The sequence below is a fragment of the Arthrobacter sp. JCM 19049 genome (assembly GCF_001310435.1).
Genome location: NZ_BAXF01000706.1, coordinates 1 through 902, shown reverse-complemented (window position 1 = coordinate 902; position 902 = coordinate 1). Strand labels below are relative to the sequence as shown.

The 902-nt window shown below is 70.2% G+C and carries 1 protein-coding gene; it reads right to left on the bottom strand.

Annotated elements, in window-relative coordinates; all coding sequences use genetic code 11:
• Positions 1–45: 45 nt before the first annotated feature.
• The coding region (locus JCM19049_RS15665) for an alpha/beta fold hydrolase (protein ID WP_279403385.1) at positions 46–902 on the bottom strand (857 nt) is incomplete at its 5' end.

The window sequence follows — 902 nt, the reverse complement described above, 5'->3', positions numbered from 1 at the left end:
ATGAACTGGGCATCGGAGGGCGGACAGACTGGTCATGGGCGCCGTTCAGGGCCAGCAGCGGGTCGGTGAGCCCGGCCAGCTCTTCGCGCAGGTCGAACCCGGCCAGCGCCCGGCAGACGTGGGCGTAGGAGAAGCGGTCGGCGTCCTGCAGGTTGTGCAGCAGGTTGGTGGAGGTGACCGGGTCCTTCTCGATGAACCCCGGGCAAACCAGCGCTGGGCGGAGCCGACCACCATGGTCGGGGTTCCGGCGGCGGCGACCAGGTCGGCCCGTTCGTTCCAGGCCTGCTCCGTCCCGATCTTCGCCGCCGAGCACACCACCGAGAGCGCCTGGAACGCGCCGGGATGGTCGTGGGCCAGCTGCAGGGCGATGGCCCCGCCCACGGACACCCCGGCATAGTAGGGCACGGCCCCCTGGTCGATGACCCCATCCACGCGCAGCGCCTGGATCATGTCCATGACCGCCTGGGCCAGCTCGGTCATGGTGAACGGCTGCGTGGCCGGCTGGCTCGCACCGTGGCCGGGCAGGTCCCAGGCGATGAGCTGGAAGCCGTCCTTCAGGTGGGGGACGGCCGGGCCCCACAGGTGCAGTGCGCCGGTACCCAACGACGGGCCCAGGATCAGCGTCGGCAGCGAGGCGTCGAGGTGGAGCAGCGAGGGGGTTAGTTGTGGGACAGCATGATTCCTTCCACAGGCGTAATCGGCAAGAACGGTGTCGGTGAAGCGTGCGGCGCTGCCCAGGTAGCCGGCCGGGTCCAGCAGCTCATCAAGCTGCGCGTCGGACAGGTCCGTGTGGGAGACCTCCAGGCGCAGCAGCTCGCGCAGGCTCACCTGGTCGGTGAGCGAACGGCGCACCAGATCCTGGACGGCGGGCTTGCCGCCCGCAATGACCGGGGCCAGCACGG